We start from the raw sequence: 15,965 nt of genomic DNA, 5'->3' as shown, positions 1-15,965 counted from the left end.
TAGCAAATGCAACAAAGAAATTTCATTTTTGGTAGTGAATGGGTATACTACAAGCTATATACCGGTTCTAAGACCTCAGATTCAATTTTGACGGATGTTATTAAACCTATATCCGAAGAATTGTTGGCATGCGGCGCTATTGATAAATGGTTTTTCATTAGATACGCTGACCCCAAACATCATCTTAGAATTCGGTTTCATTGTCCCGACACCAATAGAATACTTGAGGTAATTAAAAGCTTAAAAGAGCCCTTAAATAATTTATTTAATAAAGATTTGATTTGGAAAATTCAGACAGATACTTATGTTAGAGAATTAGAGCGCTATGGCGCTAAGACCATGGAGCTTTCTGAAACAATCTTTTATTATGATAGTAAATGTTGCATAGATTTTATAGCCCTAATCGAAGGAGATGTGGGGGAAGAATTGCGGTGGCTTTTCGGTCTAAGGGCAATCGACTTTTTCCTAAGTGCTTTTCAGTTTACCACAAAGCAAAAGTTAGATTTACTTGAAAAGCTCAAGACAGGTTTTGGAGAAGAGTTCGGAATGGGACGCCCTTTGAAAAAACAACTTGATGATAAGTTCAGAAATGAGAGGGACAAAATAGAGCATTTTATGTCGTTCTCTAAAGTAAGCGAGCCTGATTACGGGGTTTTACTTAATCTTCTTGAAGAAAAAAATAAAAGCGTCGGCATCATTTCTAAAGAGATATTAGGAAGTATTGAACAAGGTTCATCACTTACCCTAGATAGTCTCATAAGTAGTTACATTCATATGTTAATGAATCGACTCTTTAAATCTAAGAACAGATTAAACGAGATGGTCTGTTATGATTTTCTTTATAGATATTACCGCTCTTTTTTGGCTAGAAACAAAAAACTTCCTAATAAGACGGCGCTAAAAATAAATTAGAAAGTATTTGCTGCTAGTACTTAAAACTCTCCATCAATTCAGCCAATCTTATTTTATTTCGTGAGGTAATACTTATTTTGGTGCCATTGCTTAAAATAACGGTCTCCTTTTTATAAATAGATTTAACATGATTCATATTAATCAAATCAAATCTGTTCATTCTATAAAAACCTTTATATGCTAATAAGTTTTCATAATACTTTAGCGGGTTTGAAGCCAGTAGTTTTTTACCTGATTTCAAATGCAATTGCGTGTAGTTTCCATCAGACTTGCAGTTCACAACATCTGATATATCTACTGCCAAATACTCATTACCTACATGAACCAAAAACTTTGACCCATCCTCTTTGATAAAATCCTTTAAAATTTGAAGTCGTTGATGGTCAAAAATTCTTTTTCGTTTGGTGGAATACCCTTGAATTGCCCTAATCAATTCAATGTCTTCAAATGGTTTGCTGATAAAGGTAAAGGCAAAATGTTCAAATGCCCGTTTCATGAATTCGCTATGGGCCGTAATAAAAATAACCTCGAATGTGTTATTTGGGAAATGATCAAGAATTTCAAAAGCGTTACCATCCTTTAGAACAATATCCATCAAAATCAATTCAGGATTCTGATTTTTTATCGCCTTTATAGAATCTTTGATTGTAGAATGCTTACCAATAATATCTATTTCAGAAAAATGTGTTGCTATAAGTTTCACTAAACTTTCCATCGCATTTTCATTATCTTCAATAATTATGCTTTTGATTTTTCCATTCATATTTTTCTTTGGATTTGAAAACCTATAATTCAGTTTAAAATTTACTTTATGAGGTTCTTTTTTATACTATCCTTATTTGTGTTACATCTAAAAATGATTGCGCAAACCCCTAAATATACGCAAGCTTTTGCGGATTCATTTGCAATAAGACCCCTTAGCGAAGAAAATTTACAAAAATTCAAAGGTATTCTAGAATCTAACAAAAAACTATATGGCTGGTCAAAATACTATGCATTGCATGGCTATTACAAAATGGTCAAAGCTGAGCATGATTCTGCCTTGTTTTACGCACAAAAATCTATAGACATCTATCAAAATATTTTAGTAAAGCATTCGAATGAAGAGAAATCGCTAGTTCACGCTTATTTTACCTTAGGATATATCAATAGACAGCGGGAACTTTATAGAGAATCTACAAGTTATATGTTGACAGCTCTAGATCTTTCAAGTAAATATAGCATCTCATTAAAATCTTATATTACTAATAACATAGCCAGTAACCACCTTTCACTAGGCAATGACCAAAAAGCATTAGACTATTTTCGTAAGAATATCAAAGATTCCCTTTTTATAAAATCCGCTCAATCAGAAATAACTACATTGACAAGAATGGGGGTTTTGTACTCAAAAACCTACCTCAATAAAATAGATTCTGCTGACTACTTTTTCCGTAGAGCTTTAAGGAGAAGTCATGACTCTGATTACAAAAACAACCTCCCCTTTATATATGGCAATCTTGCAGGTTTGACCAGGGGTATAAATCAAGACTCAGCTTTATTCTATTATAAGAAATCGAAAGAATGGTTCGAAGTTTTTGTAAATGATCCAAATTCTTCTCCTGACAATACCGATTTCTATCAGGTGATAAATAATAGCTATGTTGACATTCATGAAAATAAAATTGATAAGGCCATCCTTGATTTGAAGCTCGCGATTGATAGTTTAAAGCCATATATAGACAATAAAAATGATCGAGATATACTTTCTGATGCCTACGAAAATCTCATTTTGGCTTATGAAAAGAAAAACGAATTCAAAAAGGCAAATACTATTTTAAAAGAACAACTTGAATTTGAAAACGAATTTTCCAGAAAACAATTAGATCAAGAACTGGAAAAATTACAAATAGATTATGAAACAGAAAAAAAAGAAGAAGAGATCGTTATTTTAAAAGGAGAGGCAATAAAAACCGATACCATACTTCAACAGCAGCGTACCATTACTTATAGTGCCATAGGGCTAGGTTTGCTTGCACTAGCACTAGGAGGGCTTTTTTATAGACAGCGACTACTTAAGGAAAAGTTTAGACAAGTATCATTAGAGCAACGATTACTTCGATCGCAAATGAACCCTCATTTTTTATTCAATGCCCTTAATACCGCCTCTGTATTAGTAGACACCAAAGCAGCTCAAGCCAAAACATACATTCAAAAACTTGCCAAATTATTACGTTTAACATTGGAAAATTCTAGAGAAGACTATGTACCCTTTGAGAACGAAATAAATGCACTTGAAAGCTATTTGGAGTTACAATCCAATTTCGCACAAAATTTTAACTACGATATTATTATTGATGATGCTATTGAAACGCAAATTGTAGAAATACCCCCAATGTTGATTCAACCTTTTATAGAAAATGCCATAATACATGGGATTTCTAAAACCAATAAGCGAGGATATATTACCCTTGAAATAAAAAAAGGTAAAGAAAAGACCCTTATGTGTTCAATTACTGATAACGGACCAGGTTTTAATCATATAAGTGCTGATCAAAAAATTGGCCGTAAATCTTTATCACTGTCTATTGTAAAAGAACGTTTAGCGGTTTATCAAAAAAATAATAAGCAACGATTTATTTTTAAAACTCACGCACCCTTGAAAAATGGCACCCAAACCACTGATAATCAGGTGAATTTTTCGATGCCATTTCACACGATTTAAAACTCATCAAAAGCTTGACATAGCCGTTCTTCACGTTTAAAAGCTGAATTGGCCTTTTCGTAAAGAACCCCTTACAATAGATAAGGCATACTGTTAACTTAAGGTATTATTAATCCTTAAAATCATAGTATTATGAAAAAAAAGAAGTTAAGTGGCTTGTCTTTAAACAAGAAGACAATTTCAAGTTTTGATCAACAAAAAGTAGCAGGCGGGGGTACTACAAACCATACATGTGGTCAATTTACTTGTCCTGATATGAGCATATGTGAACCTAGTAGAGCGGGTGCAACATGCGGCACAGGTAATGCCTCCGTGCAATATTGTGGAAATACAACAGTACCTGCACCTACCTTAGCCGGCCGTTCAGTATGTGTATGTATGTAGTGAAAAGTTGCCAACTACTTTTGCCGTCTTTATTTATTTTCAACATCTAAGTCGGTAAGGAAGGTTTAAAATGATAGTAGCTTATGATGAAGTTTTAAGCCACCTAAGTTTATTTAGGTGGCTTGTTCATTCACTATCAAAAACCTTTCGCAATTGATAAAAGATTCGCTGCAATACGGTAAGCTCTTCTATAATAATTTCTGCGGTACCATTCATCTCTTGCTTAAAAGAGATGGTTTTGGAATATGATGTAGTTAATGCATTAATTTTCAAATATACCGTATAAAAAGTCTCTTGCCCTTGTTTAGGCACCTCTGAAATAGTAACGATTTCTCCTTCCAAACTACCCCATTCTTGAAATGGGTAATTAGCCAGTTTAATAATTACTTTTTGCCCCGGTTTTACTTTACCAGAATTTTGAATAGGTAGGGTAACCCTACCAATAATTTCTTCCAAGTCATTCGGTACAACGGTAAAAATGGTCTCCCCTACAGCCACATTTTGGTTTTTGTTCCAAATATCAAAAACAGTAACCTTACCATCTATAGGGCTTTTTAAAAGATAGGTCTGCTCCCATTGTAAGAATTCATTATTGAGGTTTTGATAGGCCTTCTCTAATTGTTGTCGATAGCTATTTTTAAATTCTTCTCCTTCAATGCCTGATTTGGTCAATAAATTGAAATAGTTGGCAATTGTTATTTGGGTATTGGACATAGCGCTTTTGAAACCTTCGTAGTTCTGTTGATCATTTAGATATGCTCTTGACGCATTTTCAAATTCGGCATCGGAGATTACACCCTTATCATGTAATTTTTTATTCCTAAGATAGGTGCCTTCAGATAATTCTAAATCTTCCTTGTAAAACTGTAACTGCCTTTGCTGCTTATTTAAAAGTGATTGTTGCTCATTTAATTGTTGCTGAATGACTGCCGATTCCTTTTTGTTAGGAGTTAACGCATTAAATAAAATATAGTTTTGATATTGTGTCAGGAAATCTCCGTAAGTCAATTGCACTGACCCTAAACTTAAACTTGCAGGAAATAATTTCCGTAACGAGTCTGTTGAAACAATTGTCGCCTTAAAATTTTTCAGTTTCTTTTTTAGATATAATATATCATCAATGTTAGCCGTATTTTCAATTTCGGCCAAAGGTTGGTCTTTTGAAACCTTTTGATTCGCTGTAACAAATACATTGGTTAGTTTACCTGTTGCATTAGCCTTTAGATATACAGGAGGGTTTTTACTTGTAATCACTATTTGTGCAGGAATGATGTCATTATAACTTATCAAAGCTGAACCAATTAGAAGTAGGCAGACCAATACGGCAACAAGCGTAATGCCTGACCTAAGAATCCAACTAGGCGATTTACCTAGTATTTCTTTTACTTGGTCAGAGCGTTGGTCCAAATCGTCTATTTTCCTTTTTTGCTTATCAGCCATACCTGCTAGTTTCCTAATTCCAATTGATTTTTAACCAATTCATAGTACATTCCCTTGCGTTGTGTAAGTTCTTTATGATTACCCACTTCGATTACACTCCCTTTGTCAAGAACTATAATCTGATCAGCATTCTTTACCGTACTCAATCGGTGGGCCACAACTAGTACTGTTTTGCCTTTATAGAACTCTTGTAATTTTTTCATAATTACTTTTTCATTATTTGCATCTAAAGCACTTGTGGCCTCATCGAAGAAAATATACGAAGGGCTTTTATATACTGATCTTGCGATAAGAATTCGTTGTTTCTGTCCTCCACTTATGTTACTGCCACTACTGCCTATTTTGGTGTTATACCCTGATGGGAGCCCTTCAATGAAATCTTCGATATTGGCAATGTTGACGGCATTAAGTAATCTTTCTTTGTCGACAATGCCTTCTGAATCAGATTCTGTAATATTTCTTGAAATAGTATCCCCAAATAAGAAGCCATCTTGCATTACCGAACCACACTTTTTACGCCAAAAATTGGTGCTTAAGTGTTTTAAGTTGGTATTACCAACTAGAATATCCCCTTTTGTGGGTTTGTAAAACTGAAGCAGCAGTTTTAACAAGGTGGTTTTGCCGCTACCACTAGCACCGACAATTGCTGTAACTTTACCTTCTGGTATTTCAAAATTAAGATTGTTCAGCACCTTAGGAGAATTTTTACCTCCATATTTAAAACTAAGGTTTCGAAGAATTATACTCTTATTTTTTGGAAGCTCTTTAACAACTTCTTCTGTACTTTTTTCTTCATCTTTTTTATTGTGAATCTCAGCTAATCTTTCCAAACTTATTTTGGCATCTTGACCAGCCTGTATAAAACTTATGAAATTATTGATAGGAAGATTAAGCTGACCAATAATGTACTGAACAGATAGCATCATTCCCAAAGTAAGAGACCCATCGATAACCGACTTTGCTGCAACAAAAGTGATAAGGATATTTTTTAGTTCATTAAAAAACTGACCTCCTGTATTCTGCGTCTGTGATAGCGCAAGACTTTTTATTGACACTTTGTAAAGCTTAACCTGAATCGCTTCCCACTCCCAACGCCTTCTTCTCTCAGAACCGTTTAGCTTAATTTCTTGCATCCCCGAAATAAGTTGGTAAATACTACTTTGGTTATCCGCCGCCTGATCAAAACGTTTGTAGTCAAGTTCAGCCCTTCTCTTTAGAAAAAGAAGTGTCCACCCTATATAAATCAAAGAACCGAGCATAAAAATGGCAAATATGGTGAGATTGTAGTAGGCCAATATCGCACCGAAAATTAAAAGATTGACTATCGAAAAAAGCGTGTTTAAGGTTGTACTGGATAGAAAATCTTGAATGCGGTCGTGATCATAAATTCGTTGAATAATGTCACCAGTGTTCTTAGAGTCAAAAAACGCGATGGGCAGTTTCATCAATTTTATCAAAAAGTCGGAGATAAGGCTAATATTTATTCTACTGGTCATATGAAGAAGAATCCACCCTCTAATTAAATCTACTGTGACCTGAGAAATGAACAGGGTCAACTGGGCCGCTAGAATAAGATATATGAAATTTAGGTTCTGGTAGTTGATTCCGTAATCAACAACAGCTTGTGTTAAGAAAGGAAATATCAGTTGTAGTACACTACCAACAAGCAATCCTATAAAAAGTTGGTAAATGTATTTTTGATGCGGTTTAAAATATTGCAAAAGAAAACCGAAGCCGTATTCTTTTTTTTCAGACAAATCACTATCATAGAATTTGGGTGTTGGTTCTAACAACAAAAGGTAGCCTTCTGGAGTGTCTACATCTGCATTTTTACCTATCCAGCCTTGAATAAATTCTTTTTTGGAATATTTTAGGAGTCCATGTGCCGGGTCAGAAACGTATACCGTGTCTTTAGTTATTTTATAAACAACTATAAAGTGTCGTTGTCGCCAATGGGCAATACAAGGTAACGGAGCTTCAGCTAAAAGGGATTCAAAATCTAAATTTACCGCAAGCGAATGAAAACCTATTTCTTCTGCCGCCTCCGCTATACCTCCTAAAGAAACTCCTTCGCGTGTAATATTCGCATTTCTTCTTAGTAACTCAATTGAATGTTCTTTTCCAAAAAATTTGGAAATGATGCGCAGACAAGTTGGGCCACAATCCATTTGGTCCAGTTGTTTGTATGAAGGAAATTTTTTGATGCCCATCTTATCATTTCAATATAGCATTATATCATCTCCTAATTCCTGATGAGCATTTGAACGTATAAAAACGGCATGTGAATACCTCTTTTCGGATGATGAAAACAATTAGTTTAAACTTGTTGTGGCAAATTGGAAATGAAATTAAGGTTTGAAAAGAAAAAACTTAAGTTAAATAGCTATTAACTTAACCTAATCCAGATAAAATAGACTGAAACGAATCTATCAAATGTTAAATTTTATCTAAAAAGGAAGAAATTTTCAAAAGTGTGCACAAACTGTGCATTGAGAAAAAACAGAAAAGCCCTCACATCTGTGAAGGCCTATATTTACTTGGTGGAGAATACCGGAGTCGAACCGGTGACCTCTTGCCTGCCAGCAAGAGGATTGATACTAAAAATAAAATCAAAACTATTTATAACTAATTAAAAGACAGCATTTTAATTAAATTTATATTCGTTTAATATTAAATAAAATACTCTGTTTGCGTGCAAATTGCGTGCAAATTTTTTCTACCTTTGATTTAAATGAACACTAATATAAAACTTTCTTTGGATACGCGAAGGCAGAAAAAGGATTCTTCCTATCCCGTTATTTTAAGATTGACTCATTTTCGTAAAACAACGTCAATAAGTTTAGGCCAATCTATTCAAAAAGAATTTTGGGACAATAAAAATGAGAAAGTAAAAAGAGCGTTTAAAGGCACCGCATCGGTTAGCAAATTAAATAATCAGCTTTTGAAAGAAAAGACAAGAGCGGTGGACATAATCAATGACCTTCACGAAAAGGATGAGCTCAACTTTTTGTCTATTCTCCAACTCAAAAGCAAAATCGTAAAAACTGTGTCTTTTGAATCATTTTTCGAATATAGCAAGGGTATTGTTAAGGAGTTAAAGAAGGCAGAACGTTTTGGAAATGCCAACACATACTATGCTGTAATCAAAGTATTGGAAAAGTTTACTGGTGGGAAGGATATCAAATTCAATGAAGTTAATTATGACTTTCTTAAAACATTTGAAAGGTGGCATTTTTCTAGAGGTAATTCTGTAAACGGTCTTTCGGCATACATGAGAACAATAAAGGCTATTTTAAATAAGGCCATTAAATCTGATGTTATTTCTAGAGATTCTTATCCGTTTACCCATTATAGAATTAAAACAACTCCCACCGAGAAAAGAGCTCTTGATATCAAAAGCATCAAATCTATAATGATTTTGAAACTGGAAGAAACAGATAGCCTATTTCATTATAGAAACTATTTCTTAGCGTCTTATATGCTTTATGGTGTTTCATTTATGGACTTGGCCTTTTTAAAAGTTGAAAATATCATTGATAACCGCATTAAGTTTCAAAGGAAAAAAACATATAAACCTTATGATATAAACATAACATCACAGCTAATGGAGATCCTCTCGTTTTACCTCAAGAACAAGAGAAAATCAGATTTCATATTTCCAATAGTTAAAAGGGGCACCTTTGAACTTCAATATAAGGATGTATTATGGGCTCGAAAGAGATATAATAAAGGATTAAAAGAGATTGCAAAAAAATGCAATATTGAACAACGGTTAACTTCGTATGTATCACGCCATAGCTTTGCGACCCAGGCCATGCTGCAAGATGTTCCATTACAAGCAATTTCAGCGATGCTTGGACACAATCGTTTGTCCACTACTCAAATATATTTGAAGTCCTTACCAAATGAAATATTAGATGATTATAACAAAAAATTAATGGAAATATAGTATTGGTTTTTTCCTTACCCCAAATCTTACCCAAAACTTTGCGCATGGTCCCTGTCCTGTTTTTGTAGTGTTCCGGTAGATAAGCGTATAGCAAAAACAGGATAGGGCGCATACCTACTTTTGATTTTGAATACCCTCTTTCTTTCTGGTCCATTTTTTATAATCTTCATAAATAATGGGATGGTCTTCAAAATATCGTCTTGCACTTTCATTGCTTTCTTTTTGACCTTCTATGTAAGCCGCTTTGTTCCTATTCTCAGAATGAATAAAGTGATAGGCAAAATAGCTCAATGATAGAACTTGGATTGTTACTGTAATACAGAACAAGGTTGCCATCCAATTCGGGGTTATCCGAGCCAATCTTAATCCCTGTTTTATTTCGGTTGTTTTCTCTTTGTAAATCGTTATTACTTTTCGCTGTTCTTTTAAGAAGTCTTTTAAAAGGTATTCGATACTTGAAGTATCCGTCTTTATTTTCAGGTCAACGAAATTCTTGGACAAACTCTCCAACTTATTGATTGATTTACTAAACCCCTCGATTTCATCGGTGAAAAGTTCCATCATCTCTTCCATCTTTTTCATGGTTCTATTCTTTACGTTTATATTCCTATTCCTCGATCCAATGTTCTTTTAATAACTCTTTTCAAAACTTGTTTGGCAATACTGGTAGCTAGGTTCATACTGAGTCCTATGGTTTTACCCGATAGGCTGATAGTATTACCTTTTTTGGGCAGTATCCCCTTTTCCGAATTGTTGGCTATTTGAATGGCCAATCTGCTTCCCGACATCGAACGGTGTACTTCGCTTCCTTTTAGATTATGACCCTTATAATTAAATCGAAAACCCTGTAACTGGTTTTGCCTATTGATACTTGGTATAACCTTTATCTCGTTTTGCTGCATGTATTTCATATACTGGTCAAAGTCCTTGGGCCTCTTTTCCGTCATGACTTTTTCATGGGTCTGTTTGATTTCTTTGCGTATCCTTTTTAGTTCATTTAGTTTTTCCTGTTGTACTTCCCTAGCAGTGGTAAGTCCCATTTCCTTGGCAACTTTTTCCGCAGCATATTGGCTTCTCTTACCAATGAAGTTGTCCTTATAGGCCATCCCATCGAAACTTATCCTGTTGACGTAGACATGCACATGGGTGTGCTGTTTGTCCCGATGTACGAAACCGATTCCTTGATGTTCCGATAGCTTCATTTCGGCAATGAATCTGTGGGTAAGTTCTAGGAGTTGTTCTCCAGTGAGGTCTTTTCCATCCTCAATGGTCGGGCTTAGTACAAAACTCAGGGTGTTGTTTTTCGTTCTTATGTTCTGCTCTTGGATGATCCTGAACTCCTCTGTGATCTCCCTTGGGTTATCCCCTGCCAGATGTTGCTCGTAGACGACCTCTGCATTCTTCTCCTGGTTCCATCCATAGCCCATGGATGCTCCTGTATGCGATATCGATTTTCCCTTTCCTATCATTTTTTGAAATTGTAGAGATGAATCCGTATTTCATTGGCGAGCTGCTCCACTTCCTTTGCTAATTTGGGATTACGCTTCTTGAACATATTGCTGATTCTTGTAAAGTTGTTCTTGTACTTGACCAGCATCGCATAATGTTCCAATTGTTCCGAAGTGAGCCTTTCTGCGATGTTGTTTTCAAAAGCCGCACTCCTGCAATATTCGGATAGGGAAAGTCCTGCTTTTTTGGCCTTTAACCTGAGCATCTTTTTCTCATAGATGCTGCACCGGAACTGTATGAATTCTCGCTTCACCTTTTTCCTTTTTTCTTTTGCGACCTTCGGGAGCAAAAGCAAGATTGTCATGACAATGACACATCTTGAATTGCCAACCGACTTCAAATTAACTGTTAGGCAATATAGGATCGGGAAGTACTTTGATTTTAACTATGGAAGAGGTGTTATTTTGAATAAAATATAATGATATACTTGAATCCTTAGGATTATCTGAAGTAGATTCTAACTAATACAAGAAAGGTAAGTAGATGCGCCCTATTTCGATTTTAATTTACGCTTACCTACCTGGACACTATAAAATCGAAACAGGTTCCGGCGCATGGTAAGTATGGTAAGATTTGGGTAAGGAACAAAAAATTTAATAAAAGACTAATGAAGTATTTTTAAAAAAGGAATGCCTTGTATAATGCTTATTTTGCCAAGAGTTGTAAGGTGGTCAAAAGAAGGTTAATTTCATAATTTCCATGACTTTTTGAAACTAACCGTAATTTTATGTTCAAAAAGTCTTGCGGTAATTTAGCTTTCGTACAAAAAAACTTATGAAAAAAGATTACAACTTGGCAATTAAGGCCGCAATTGAAGCAGGACAGGAAATATTAAGAATATATGGGCTGCCAAATTTCCAAACAGAAACTAAAGAAGACAATTCGCCAATAACATTGGCGGATAAAGCTTCAAATGAAATAATCAATAACTTTTTGAAAAAAACCGAATATCCCATTATAAGTGAGGAAAATGAACAACTGGATTATAGTCTACGAAAAGAATGGGAGACAGTCTGGATAATTGACCCGCTCGATGGCACCAAGGAATTTATAAAAAAGAATGGCGAATTTACCGTGAATATCGCATTGTGCTCTGAAGGTCGTCCAATATTTGGGGTTATCTACGCTCCCGTTCTCAGAGAATTGTATTATGGCGTTACGGCCGAAAAAAAATCATACAAAACAATTTTGGATAATAAACATAAATCGAAACAAGGCTTGTTTTATGATGGTGATTTGATTTTTCCAGGTAAACCTTCAAAAGATTCTATACGCGTAGTTTGTAGTCGTTCGCATATGGATCAAGAAACTTCCATGTTTATTAAGGAACTTCGCAAAAAGTTTTCCGTAGTAGAGATAATATCGAAAGGCAGCTCTTTAAAATTTTGTATTTTAGCGGAGGGTGGTGCACATGTATATCCAAGGTTTGCCCCTACCATGGAGTGGGATACGGCGGCTGGCCATGCTATCTGCACGGCAGTTGGTCTAAATGTAATTTCAAGGACAGTTAATCAAGAGATGAAATACAACAAAAGGAGTTTGACCAACCCTGACTTTTTAGTTCATATCAATGATAAAAGCATTTGAAAAATATAGGGTTCATTGTCAAGGATCGATAAAATCATTCATTAGGGTTGGACCGTTTAAGCCCTTTGATAGGAAGAATTAAACACTTTATCGGATTTTTGATTAATATCCTTTTTTTTGGTAAAACCAATCAAATTTATTTTTACTTTTTTGTTACCTTTCAACGAATTGACCTACAATTAAAAAAGCTCTATCTTCCCGGGAGATAGGTCCTAACAAGCAATCATGGAAGAAAATTTGGTGGAATACCGGTATAAGATAAAAAGGGCGCAACGAAGGGAGTTGAACGGTCACGGTTCCTTTCTTGTGTTATTTACGGGTCTGTCTGGTTCTGGAAAATCCACCGTAGCAAATACGCTTGAAAAGCTTTTGTTCGAACTTAAAATTAAAACCTATGTTCTCGATGGGGATAATATAAGGAGGGGGATAAACCAAAATCTAGGATTTTCACCGGAAGATCGTTCTGAAAATAACAGGCGTATCGCTGAAATATCGAAGCTATTTATAGACGCTGGCTGCGTTGTTCTGGCCGCGTTCGTATCCCCGTATAAAAAAGACAGGGAAAATATAAAGCAAACCGTTGGGGCAGATGATTTTTTTGAAGTGTTCGTCAATACTAGTATAGAAGAATGCGAACGAAGAGATACTAAAGGTCTGTACAAAAAAGCAAGGGCCGGTGAGATAACCAATATGACAGGCATATCTGCTCCGTATGAAACCCCTGAAAACCCCGATATCGTGATTTTCCCTGCTTATTCCCCTGAGGAATCCGCAGCGTTGATCCTTGAACATATCAATCATAAACTTGTATTATAGTGGGAAAGTACTATTTGAATTATTTGGATGAGTTAGAGGCCGAATCCATTTATATACTTAGAGAGGTGTGGGCACAGTTTAAGAATCCTGTAATCCTCTTCTCCGGCGGCAAGGACTCCATCGTTGCAACACGGTTGGCCCAAAAAGCATTTTATCCATTAAAAGTTCCTTTCCCATTGCTACATGTAGATACAGGACATAATTTTCCTGAAACTATCGCCTTTCGCGATAAGCTAGTGAAAGAATTAAATACCCAACTCATTGTTGCTTCTGTACAAGAATCCATTGATCAAGGGAGAGTTCTTGAAGAAAGAGGAAAAAATGCAACCAGGAACTCTTTGCAGATAACCACTCTCCTTGATGTTATCGAAAGAAAACGAATTGATTGTGCCATAGGCGGGGGAAGGAGAGATGAGGAAAAATCAAGAGCCAAGGAGCGTATCTTTTCGCACCGGGACATTTTTGGTCAATGGGATCCTAAGAATCAGCGACCAGAACTATGGCATTTATACAATGGGGGATACCAAGAAGGAGAGCATTTTAGGTCTTTCCCCATCAGCAACTGGACAGAACTGGATATTTGGAATTATATAAAAAGGGAGAGGATAGAAATACCATCACTATATTTTGCTCATGAAAGGGAAGTTCTTTGGAGAAATGATTCATGGATTCCGTTTTCAAGTTTTTTGGAAATCGATAATGAGGAAAAAGTGGTATCAAAGAAAGTCAGATTCCGGACTCTTGGTGATATCACCATTACTGGTGGAATTGAATCAGAATGTGATGACATCAACAAAATAATTCAAGAAGTCGCAGCAATGCGTAACACGGAACGTGGGAATAGGTCTGACGACAAACGCTCTGAAACGGCCATGGAGGATAGAAAAAAGCAAGGATATTTTTAAAAGGTTATGATTGAAACAAATCAGTTATTTCGATTTACTACTGCCGGAAGTGTAGATGATGGAAAAAGCACCTTGATAGGTCGTTTATTATACGATTCAAAATCAATTTTTGAAGATCAACTACAGGCCGTTGAAAGGACCAGTGTCAAAAAAGGGTTTAATGGAATTGATCTAGCCTTATTTACCGATGGTTTAAAGGACGAGCGAGAACAGGGTATAACAATCGATGTTGCCTATCGATATTTTACGACCCCAAAAAGAAAATTTATAATTGCCGATACTCCGGGCCATATCCAATACACTAGAAATATGGTTACAGGGGCATCCACGGCTAACGCTGCCCTAATTCTGGTCGATGCACGACATGGGGTGGTCGAGCAAACCAAAAGGCACTCATTTATAGCATCACTGCTGAATATACCGCATATCATTGTTTGTATCAATAAAATGGATTTGGTAGATTTTGACGAAACGGTTTACGATGAGCTGTGCAATCAGTTCAAGGAGTTTTCTTCCAAGCTATTGGTACAGGACATTCGGTTCATACCAATTAGTGCTTTGTTAGGAGATAATGTGGTCCGAAGATCGGACAATATGAATTGGTATCAAGGAGCTCCCCTATTGCATACTTTGGAGACTATGTATATTGGCAGTGATACCAATAGGGTCGATGCCCGTTTTCCGGTTCAAAATGTTTTACGTCCACAGAGGGACGAGTTTATGGAGTACAGAGGCTATACGGGCAAAATCGAAAGTGGTGTTTTTCGCAAGGGGGACGAAATATTGGTAATGCCATCCGGACTAACCTCAAAAATAAGGTCCATTGACGTGTTTGAAGAAGAGCTTGATATGGCCATTGCGCCAATGTCGGTCGCCCTTACTTTGGAAGACGATATCGATGTGGGCAGGGGAGACATGATCGTAAGATCAAACAACACCCCTGAAGCCGCAAAAGATATTGTTGTAATGCTTTGTTGGTTAGGTAATACACCTTTGGATTTAAAAAGCAGATTTAGCCTACAACATACTTCCAATAAGCAGTTGGCTGTTATCAAGGAAATAATCTATAAAATAGATATCGATACCCTAGAAAGAATAGAAGGAAACCAAGAACTGAAAATGAATGACATTGCCAAGGTGAAGATTTCGGTTGCGCGACCAATCATGGTCGATACATATCGAAAAAACAGAAATACAGGAAGTATCATTTTGGTTGACAGCAATTCAAATGAGACTGTAGCTGCGGGTATGATTACCTAGACTTTTTAGTGTAGCTAATACTGGATTCCAAAAGGAAATAAATATGTGGAATTTAAGGAAGGGTATTACTGAATTACAGTGGCACTCTGATTAGAGCTAGTCAAGAAAAATCAACTTTTTTCGGACTATAAAATTAAATACAGCGATAAATATAGTAATTAGGGTTTTTGAGATTACATACCAAATGGGCAAATAGGTAGTCATTACATACATCAATACTACATTTAAAAACAGGCCTATTATAGAGAACGAAAAAAATGCCATCACTTCTTTTTGTCGTGAATACCGTCCACTTTTAAATACAAATTTGGCATTTAGTAAATAGCATACGAATATGGTAATTAATGATGCTAGGAAATTGGCAAAATTAACTTCGAAATGTGTAATCTCGACGAAGAGCAACAATAAAGCTATTCCAAAAAAGTAACAAATGCCTCCAACAAAAAGAAACAAAAGGATTTGATGGACTATCGGACTCCTTAGATTGTACTTGAACATC

14 protein-coding genes are annotated in these 15,965 nt (G+C 35.8%); 7 read left to right on the top strand and 7 right to left on the bottom strand.

What is annotated here, in order from left to right:
- Window positions 1-6 precede the first annotated feature (6 nt).
- On the top strand, window positions 7-912 hold the full coding sequence (locus FEE95_RS06815) for a thiopeptide-type bacteriocin biosynthesis protein (RefSeq protein ID WP_138657126.1): 906 nt from the start codon (window positions 7-9) through the stop codon (window positions 910-912).
- A gap of 13 nt (window positions 913-925) precedes the next feature.
- Here FEE95_RS06815 and FEE95_RS06810 read toward each other — a convergent pair whose 3' ends face one another.
- The gene (locus FEE95_RS06810) at window positions 926-1,675 is read right to left on the bottom strand and encodes a LytR/AlgR family response regulator transcription factor (protein ID WP_138657125.1); all 750 of its coding nucleotides are present in this window, start codon (window positions 1,673-1,675) and stop codon (window positions 926-928) included.
- A 48-nt stretch (window positions 1,676-1,723) separates the two neighbouring features.
- Here FEE95_RS06810 and FEE95_RS06805 point away from each other — a divergent pair, with 48 nt between their 5' ends.
- Window positions 1,724-3,616: a tetratricopeptide repeat-containing sensor histidine kinase gene (locus tag FEE95_RS06805; RefSeq protein WP_138657124.1), complete on the top strand. Its 1,893-nt coding sequence runs from the start codon at window positions 1,724-1,726 to the stop codon at window positions 3,614-3,616.
- 510 nt (window positions 3,617-4,126) lie between these two features.
- On the opposite strand, the gene FEE95_RS06800 is transcribed toward FEE95_RS06805, so the two are convergent.
- Both FEE95_RS06800 and FEE95_RS06795 read right to left on the bottom strand, forming a co-directional pair.
- On the bottom strand, window positions 4,127-5,440 hold the full coding sequence (locus tag FEE95_RS06800; RefSeq protein ID WP_138657123.1) for an HlyD family secretion protein: 1,314 nt from the start codon (window positions 5,438-5,440) through the stop codon (window positions 4,127-4,129).
- A 5-nt stretch (window positions 5,441-5,445) separates the two neighbouring features.
- Window positions 5,446-7,650: a peptidase domain-containing ABC transporter gene (locus FEE95_RS06795; RefSeq protein WP_171036990.1), complete on the bottom strand. Its 2,205-nt coding sequence runs from the start codon at window positions 7,648-7,650 to the stop codon at window positions 5,446-5,448.
- Window positions 7,651-8,171: 521 nt separating this feature from the next.
- Here FEE95_RS06795 and FEE95_RS06790 point away from each other — a divergent pair.
- Complete coding sequence (locus tag FEE95_RS06790) at window positions 8,172-9,389, top strand: site-specific integrase (RefSeq protein ID WP_138657122.1); 1,218 nt, start codon at window positions 8,172-8,174, stop codon at window positions 9,387-9,389.
- Window positions 9,390-9,503: 114 nt separating this feature from the next.
- Here the strand turns inward: FEE95_RS06790 and FEE95_RS06785 are convergent, their stop codons facing one another.
- Genes FEE95_RS06785 through mbpA form a run of 3 tightly spaced genes read right to left on the bottom strand, consistent with a single transcriptional unit; the run spans window position 9,504 to window position 11,151 of the window.
- Window positions 9,504-9,971 (bottom strand): DUF6730 family protein, encoded by a 468-nt coding sequence (locus FEE95_RS06785; RefSeq protein WP_138657121.1) that lies wholly within the window; start codon window positions 9,969-9,971, stop codon window positions 9,504-9,506.
- A 17-nt stretch (window positions 9,972-9,988) separates the two neighbouring features.
- Window positions 9,989-10,858 (bottom strand): relaxase/mobilization nuclease domain-containing protein, encoded by an 870-nt coding sequence (locus tag FEE95_RS06780; RefSeq protein WP_138657120.1) that lies wholly within the window; start codon window positions 10,856-10,858, stop codon window positions 9,989-9,991.
- Window positions 10,855-11,151 (bottom strand): mobilization protein MbpA, encoded by a 297-nt coding sequence (gene mbpA, locus FEE95_RS06775; RefSeq protein WP_138657119.1) that lies wholly within the window; start codon window positions 11,149-11,151, stop codon window positions 10,855-10,857. Before mbpA ends, FEE95_RS06780 begins: the two co-directional genes overlap by 4 nt.
- 521 nt (window positions 11,152-11,672) lie before the next feature.
- Between mbpA and cysQ the strand changes: the two genes are divergently transcribed.
- From cysQ to FEE95_RS06755, 4 genes are all read left to right on the top strand, one after another.
- A complete protein-coding gene (gene cysQ, locus FEE95_RS06770; RefSeq protein ID WP_138657118.1) occupies window positions 11,673-12,485 on the top strand; it encodes a 3'(2'),5'-bisphosphate nucleotidase CysQ in 813 nt (270 codons plus the stop codon).
- A 225-nt stretch (window positions 12,486-12,710) separates the two neighbouring features.
- Window positions 12,711-13,301, top strand: coding sequence for an adenylyl-sulfate kinase (cysC, locus tag FEE95_RS06765; RefSeq protein ID WP_138657117.1), 591 nt, complete (start codon window positions 12,711-12,713; stop codon window positions 13,299-13,301).
- Window positions 13,301-14,206 carry a sulfate adenylyltransferase subunit CysD gene (gene cysD / locus FEE95_RS06760; protein ID WP_138657116.1) on the top strand — a complete coding sequence of 302 codons (906 nt, stop codon included), beginning with the start codon at window positions 13,301-13,303 and terminating at the stop codon, window positions 14,204-14,206. Before cysC ends, cysD begins: the two co-directional genes overlap by 1 nt.
- Window positions 14,207-14,212: 6 nt before the next feature.
- Window positions 14,213-15,466, top strand: coding sequence for a sulfate adenylyltransferase subunit 1 (locus tag FEE95_RS06755; protein WP_138657115.1), 1,254 nt, complete (start codon window positions 14,213-14,215; stop codon window positions 15,464-15,466).
- Window positions 15,467-15,562: 96 nt separating this feature from the next.
- Here FEE95_RS06755 and FEE95_RS22495 read toward each other — a convergent pair whose 3' ends face one another.
- The gene (locus FEE95_RS22495; protein WP_138657114.1) at window positions 15,563-15,964 is read right to left on the bottom strand and encodes a GtrA family protein; all 402 of its coding nucleotides are present in this window, start codon (window positions 15,962-15,964) and stop codon (window positions 15,563-15,565) included.
- Window position 15,965 lies beyond the last annotated feature (1 nt).

The organism is Maribacter algarum (ex Zhang et al. 2020), from assembly GCF_005885635.1.
In the GTDB taxonomy this organism is placed as follows: domain Bacteria; phylum Bacteroidota; class Bacteroidia; order Flavobacteriales; family Flavobacteriaceae; genus Maribacter_C; species Maribacter_C algarum.
The sequence above is the reverse complement of the archived record's forward strand: the minus strand, read 5'-3'. Positions and strand labels throughout refer to the sequence as shown.